General features: G+C 49.0%; 1 pseudogene. It reads left to right on the top strand.

Annotated elements, in window-relative coordinates:
• A pseudogene (locus MO387_RS21045) lies at positions 1 to 249 on the top strand (IS3 family transposase); the annotation flags it as partial.

Here is a 249-nt window from a genome sequence, read left to right as displayed (position 1 = left end):
GGCCTCAGAAAAAAGTACTTATCCGGTACGTCTGGCAAGCAAAAGCTAAAAGCGAAATAAACCTCGCTGCCGCATGTCGTGCTGCGGGTATGTCGAGGCAAGGTATTTATCAGGCAGTTGCGCGAATGGAAAGTCGTAGAGCTGAGCTATCGGTCATCAAAGACTGGGTTCAGTACTGGCGTAAATATATGCCAAGGTTAGGGGCCCGTAAGCTCTACACGTTGATAAAATCCAAGCTGGTTGAGCACG

Origin of the sequence: Shewanella sp. N2AIL (assembly GCF_022690845.1) — a bacterium.
Classification (GTDB): domain Bacteria; phylum Pseudomonadota; class Gammaproteobacteria; order Enterobacterales; family Shewanellaceae; genus Shewanella; species Shewanella baltica.
The sequence above is the reverse complement of the archived record's forward strand: the minus strand, read 5'-3'. Positions and strand labels throughout refer to the sequence as shown.